This window comes from Rhizobacter sp. (assembly GCF_031412075.1).
Taxonomy (GTDB): Bacteria; Pseudomonadota; Gammaproteobacteria; order Burkholderiales; family Burkholderiaceae_C; genus Rhizobacter.
In genome coordinates this window covers 1-6,009 of the sequence record NZ_JANOCG010000339.1, presented here as the reverse complement: position 1 = coordinate 6,009, position 6,009 = coordinate 1, and the positions used below count along the sequence as shown (strand labels likewise).

Annotated in this window: 3 protein-coding genes; all 3 read right to left on the bottom strand. The window is 69.2% G+C overall.

What is annotated here, in order from left to right; all coding sequences use genetic code 11:
- Positions 1 to 3,311, bottom strand: a 3,311-nt coding sequence (locus tag RMO40_RS12610) for a two-partner secretion domain-containing protein (RefSeq protein ID WP_309721512.1), incomplete at its 3' end; no start/stop codon positions are given.
- Positions 3,312 to 3,320: 9 nt separating this feature from the next.
- Positions 3,321 to 4,928, bottom strand: a complete 1,608-nt coding sequence (locus RMO40_RS12605; RefSeq protein WP_309721509.1) for a ShlB/FhaC/HecB family hemolysin secretion/activation protein — start codon at positions 4,926 to 4,928, stop codon at positions 3,321 to 3,323.
- A partial coding sequence (locus tag RMO40_RS12600; RefSeq protein WP_309721506.1) for a CHAT domain-containing protein occupies positions 4,925 to 6,009 on the bottom strand: 1,085 nt, incomplete at its 5' end. The genes RMO40_RS12605 and RMO40_RS12600, both read right to left, overlap by 4 nt.

The window sequence follows — 6,009 nt, the reverse complement described above, 5'->3', positions numbered from 1 at the left end:
GCGTTGACGACGGTGGGCGCCCAGACGCGCCAGCGCCCGGCGGCGCTGGTGCTGAGCGTGGCGCCGGTGGCGAAGGTCACGCTGCCGGGCGACACGATGTTGAGCTGCGAAGCACCCGTACCGGCCATGCTGATCGAGCGGTTGATGAAGACGTTGGCCGCCGACTGCAGCAACGCGGTGTTGCCGCCCACGCTGCCGGTGATGGCCAGTGGCGTGAAGCTGCCCGTGCTGGCGTTGAAGCCCTGGGTGGTGGCCGCATCGACCGTCAGGTCGCCTTGGGTAAAGAGGCTCAGCGTGGCGGGTGGGTCGAAGGCCACCTGGCCAAACCGGTTGCCGGTGTTGCTGAGGTCGAAGTTGCTGGCACTGCCCCCCTCGAGCGCCAGGTTTTGCTGCACCGTCAGCGCGCCGCCTTGGGTGATGTTGCCGGCCGACATCAGCGTGAGGTTGCCCACGGTGTTGCCGCCGCCGAGGGTGATGCCGTTCGAGCCGGCACCTTGGTTTTGCAAGGTGAGCGAAGCGTTGGTGTGCGTGGTGAGTGCGCCGGCCTCGAGCGTGATGAGGCCGGTGTGCGCATTCGAGCCCACCACCACGCTTTGGCCACCGGCGATGCCGCTGCCGTTGCCGTCGGGCACGCGCAGCCAGGCCGGGTTCAGCAAAAAGCGCACCGCGCTGCCTGCGCCGGTGGGCGTGCCGATCCAGATGCCTTCGGTCGGCTGCTCGGTGATGGCGCCGCTGCTGTTCACGCCCAGCGGGCGCAGGTTGACGCCGCTGCTGCTGGCGATGTTGGGCGCGACGCTGCTGCTGCCCAGGTCGATGGCGGCGCGCGGGGCGTCGCTCATGCCGCCGATCACCACGCTCGCGCCGGTGGCCGGGTTGCCGGCAGCCAGCGCGTTGGAGCTGATGACCAACGAGCCGGTGCTGGTGACCGAGGCAATGCCCTGCCCGAAGGTGGCGCCCGACGACTGGCCGGCGAGGGTGATGCGGCCGGTGGAGGTGGTGCTGGCCGAGACGCGCAGGTTGTTGACCCGCAGGCCGATGGCACTGCCGCTGGTCACCAGGCTGGCGTCGTCGCCACGGCCGGCCAGCGTCAGCGAGCCGCTGCCCAGCTGCACCAGCAGGGCGCCGGTGTCCACGCCGATCAGTTGGGCGGTGGCGGTGTCGGTGCGCGTGGCGACGCCGCGCACATCGAGGTTGCCGCTGGCGGTGGTGAGGGTGCTGCCACCCAGTGACACCGCCGTGCCGTGACTGGCGCGGCCGTCGATGCTCAGGTTGCCCACGATCAGGTCGGAGCTGATGTTCACCGCCGGCAGTGCACCCGCTGCAGCGCCGCCTTGGCCGCGCACGACCATGTCACCGCGCAGCGTGGGCGTGGTGATGCTGCGGGTGTCGAGGGTGGAGCCTCTGATGTCGATGGCGGAGTTTTGTGCGTCGCCTCGGGCGTAGCCCGTGAGCGGGTTGGCGCCGCCGCTCAGCGTGAGGCTGCCGCCCCCGGTCAGGATGCTGCTGCCTGCGAGGGCGATGTTGCCGCTGCCGTTGCCGTCGAGGTCGGCGAAGAGGTTCACGTTGACCGGGCCGGCGGCGCTGGCGTCGATGGTGGCGCCGTTGACGAAGATGTTGTTGTTGGCGCGCAGGGTGAGGCTGGTGGGGGCGGTGCCGGCGGTGCGGGTGATGGTGGTGTCAGCGGCGATGGTGATGTTGCCGGCTGCCGTGCCAGCGCCACCAGCCTCGGTGGAGATCTCGACGTTGGTGCCGGCGTTGAGTGCGGCCGAGAGGTCGGAGGCCTGAACGTTGGCACCCGGCCCGGTCGGGTTGAAGCTGCCGTTGACGGCGGCGGGTGCGCCGTTCGAGATGGTCACGTCATACGGGTCGAGCATCCAGGAGCCGGCGGTGCCACCGGCGGCGCGGGCACGCGCGTCGATGGTGGCGGTGCGTGTGAGGCCGCTGGCGGCGTCGGCCAGCGCGGTGGTGATGGCGATGCCCGAGGTTTCGATGCTGCCGCCGTTGCCGCCGCGCACGCCGCCCCGGCTGCGCAGGGTGCCGTAGACCTCGGTCACGCCGAAATCGACACGCGCCACCGGGCTGGTGGTGTTGGGGTTGTTGTACATGGCGCGCACTGCGATCGAGCCACCGTTGCCGGTTTCGGTGGCGTCGGCCGACACGGTGGTGCCTTGTTCGATGGTGAGGGCGCGGGTGCTGGCATTGCCCACCGTGATGCGGCCGCCGCCGGCGCCGCCTTCGGCGAGCACGCGTGGGTGGGCGACGTCACCACCTTGCAGCAAGATGTCACCGCCTTGGAGGTTGACGCCCCCGCCGCTGCCGGTGGCGGCAGCACTGGAGGCGGTGATGACCGCGCCTTCGCCGGCCAGCAGGCTGCCGAAGGCGCCCGCGTCGATGTGCACCGTGCCTGCGCGGCCGGTCGCCGAATCGGCGCTGACGACACCGGCGATGCTGATGATGCTGCCGCTGCTGCCTTCGTCGCGGGGCTGCGCGCCAATGACGATGCGCCCGCCACTGGCCACGGTCTGGGAGTTGAACCCAATGTCCACGCCGCTGCTGCGCGCCTCGCCGCCCTGCCCGGTGCGAAGCACCTCCACAAACCCGCTGGTGCCCACCGGCAGCAGCGTGGCCGAGCTGCCGGTGGTGAGGTTGATGTGGCCGCCGGGTGCCGAAATCACGCCCGCTTGCGCCACCTGGTCGTGGCTGACGAGCACGATGGAGCCGCCCTCGGTGACCTGGATCTGCGGGCGGCGCGGGTCGTCGGCCGCCATCACCCGGATGGCAGGCGCGCTAGCGCTACCGCCGCCCTGAGTGAGCAGCACTTCGGTGCCGCGAATCAGGCCGTCGTAGTTGTTTCCTGTCATTGACTCGGCGAGGTCGAGGCTGCTGGCCACCAGCGAGCCCACATTGACTTGGGCGCCCGGGCCGAACACCACGCCGGCTGGGTTGACCAGGAACACACGGCCGTTGGCCGACATCGTGCCGTAGATCTCGCTGGCGCTCGGGCCGTTGGCGCCGCTGCCGACCACTCGGTTGACCAGCACGCTTTGTGTGTTGGGCTGAACGATGTTGACGCGGGCTGCGGAGCCGATGCTGAAACTCGACCACTCGATCAGCCCGCGGTTGGTGTTGCTGCTGGTTTGGGTGACGTTGAGCGCGTTGCCGCTCGGCGTGCCCACGGTCGCGTTGATCAGGGCGCCACCCGGGCGTTGCACCGGCAAGGTGTTCGGGGCCGGTTGGGCCAGCGCGCTGCCGGCTCCGAGTGCGAGCAGGGCGGCGAGGGCGATGGGGGAGTGTTGAAACGAGACGCGCATGGCGGCCTCCTAGAAAGAGCGTTGAATCTGCACGAGCAATCGGGCCCTGGGGTTGTCTTGTTCAGACTGCACCGCTTCACTGCCCCGAATACCCAGACTCGCCTTGAGTGTGAACAGCTCGGGGTTGGTGTACTGCACGCCCAGCCCGGCCCCATGGAGCGTGCGGGTGTTGTCGCCGGTGATGGCGTCGGGCGTCTTGCGCAGGCGGCCGTGGCCCACGTCATAAAAAGCGTAAGAGCTCCACTGCGGGTTGACCCAGTAGCGCAGCTCGGTGTTGAGCAGCGCGCCCAGGTCGCTGGAGCCCTCGGCGGCGGGGTAGGCGCGCACGCCCTTGTCGCCACCCAGGGTGAACTTCTCGGCGTTGTCGAGGTTCTTGTTCGCCCACTGGCCGGCCACACCGACAAACAGCGAGAAGCTGCGCGTGAGGGCTTGCAGGCGGGTGGCCTGCAAGCTCAGCTTGGCGAAGTTGCCAACGGTTGTGGCATCGGCGGCACCCTCACTCAGCTTGCCGAGCTGCAGGCCGACGGTGCCGCCGTTGAAGCCGCCACCGCCCCAGCTGCTGCGCGACTCGAACGAGACGGTGAACTCGGCGGCGCGAATGGTTTTTTCAGACGAGATTGCATCGCGGATGTCGTCTGACAGCTTCTTGTTGACCAGGCTCAAGCGGCCCACCACGTTGCTGTCTCGGCCACGCACGAAGGGGTAGGACAGCGAGGCGTCGAACACATCGGCCTTGCCGGTGGCGCCCAGCGCCTCGAATTGTTCGCCCAGCTCGTAGCCCACCCGCGAGTAGCCGATGCCGGCGCGCCAGGGCGTGTAGCCGATCGGTGCTTCGTAACCCACCCGGCCCACGGTGGTGCCGGCGCCATCAGAGGCGAGCACGCGCAGGTCGAGGTTGTCGCCGATGCCACCGGGGTTGTTCAGGCGCAGCAGGGCGCCCAGGCGGTAACGGCCGCTGACGGAGGAGCCGTGGTTGTCGAAATCGACACTCGCGTCCCAGCCGCGGCGGCGCTCGGTCAGCACGCTCACCTTGTACTTGCCTTCGTCGCCGGTGGGCAGCAACGTGGTCTTGGCTGACACGCCGGGCCAGTCGTTCAAGGTGAACATGGCGCGGTCAAGGGCCTGCAGGTCGAGCGGCTGGCCGGCGCGCACGCCGGCTTTGTCGAGCACGGCGGAAACGCGTGCGGCCGTCACCGGCGGCTTGGCCGAGGCTTCGACCGTCACCCGCTCCACCTGCGGCTCGACGATGGTGATCTGCAGCACACCCTGCGTCAGGTCTTGCGGCGGGTAGCCCACACCGGCCATGCCGAAGCCGCGTTGCTCATAGGCACGCCGTACGGCGGCGGAAATGACCGTCAGCTCGGTGGCGTCGATCTCGCGGCCGATGAAGGGGTTGACGAGGGCTTGCAGCTCGTCGCCCGGCACGGCGCGGGTTGGGCTGAAGCGCACCTCTTTCAGAACGAAAGTGCCCTTGGCCGTGCTGCTGCTGACGACGCCCGAGGCGGCCGGTGCCGCAGGGGGCGCGTTGCGCAGCGGGGCGGTTTGCGCCTGGCAGAGCAGGGGCAGGGCGAGCGGCAGGCCGAGTGCCAGCGCTCGAAGCATCACAGGTCCGTTCATCGCGCCACCTCGTTGCCAGAGATCAGCAGGCGCCCATTGCCTATCACGTTGAACGGGGCCCAGAAGAAGGGGTGGGCGAAACGCCTGTTTTTCTGAACTTCGAGCTGTGCCTGCTGCATGCCGGCCATCAGGTCGCGGCCCGCAGCGAGCTCGCGGTAGAGGCGGCTCATCAGCACGTCGGTCGAATCGTCGGCCACCGGCCAGAGCGAGGCGACGATGCTGTTGGCGCCGGCCGACAGCAGCGAGCGGGTGAAGCCGATGATCTCGTCGCCCCGCGCCACCCGGCCGAGGCCGCTTTCGCAGGCTGACAGCGTGATGAGGCGCACGCCGCGCAGGTCGAGCGTGTAGATCTCGCGCGCTTCGAGCAGGCCCGACTCGTTGGCGTCGGAGGCGAACAGGATGCGCGAGAACAGCGGGTCGACGTCGTCGAGCTCGGCGTGGGCCGCCACGTGAACCATGTTGGCCCGGCCGGCGCCGGCCTTGAAGCGCTCTTTCGTGGCGTCTTTCTGCACGAACACCTCGTTGCGCGGGAAGAGTTTGGCCACCGCCTGCACCTCGCGCTCGGCGCCGGGCAGAGGCACGTTCTTGTCGGTGCTCGGGTTGCCAAAACCCAGCAGCACCGGCGCCGGGGCATTGCCGCGCGCTTGCAGCCGCGCGCCCACCGCAGAGGACGGCCACACCGTCAACGCAGTGCGCTCGATCAGGAAACTGCGCCCATCGTGCAAGGCCTGGAAGGGCAGGTAGTGCAGCGGACCGTGCGGCACGACGAAGAGCCGCAGCGTGGGCGTGAGGTCCAGGTCGGACAGCAGCAGCCGATTCAGCGCCACAGCCAGGCTGGTGGTGTCACGGCGGCGCTCGATCACGCTGCTGCGGAAGTTTTCGACCATTGCCGCGAGACCCGCCTGGCCTTGCGAAATCACCTTGGCCGACATGCCCGAGCGGGTGATCAGCCAGACGATGCTGCGGTTGTCGAGCACGTGGAACTGCAACACGGCTTCGCCCGAGCCCAGGGTCTTTTGCAGCTCGGCCAGCGTGACACGCTGTTCGGCGAGTGAATCGGCGGCGCGGTCGCGAATGGCGT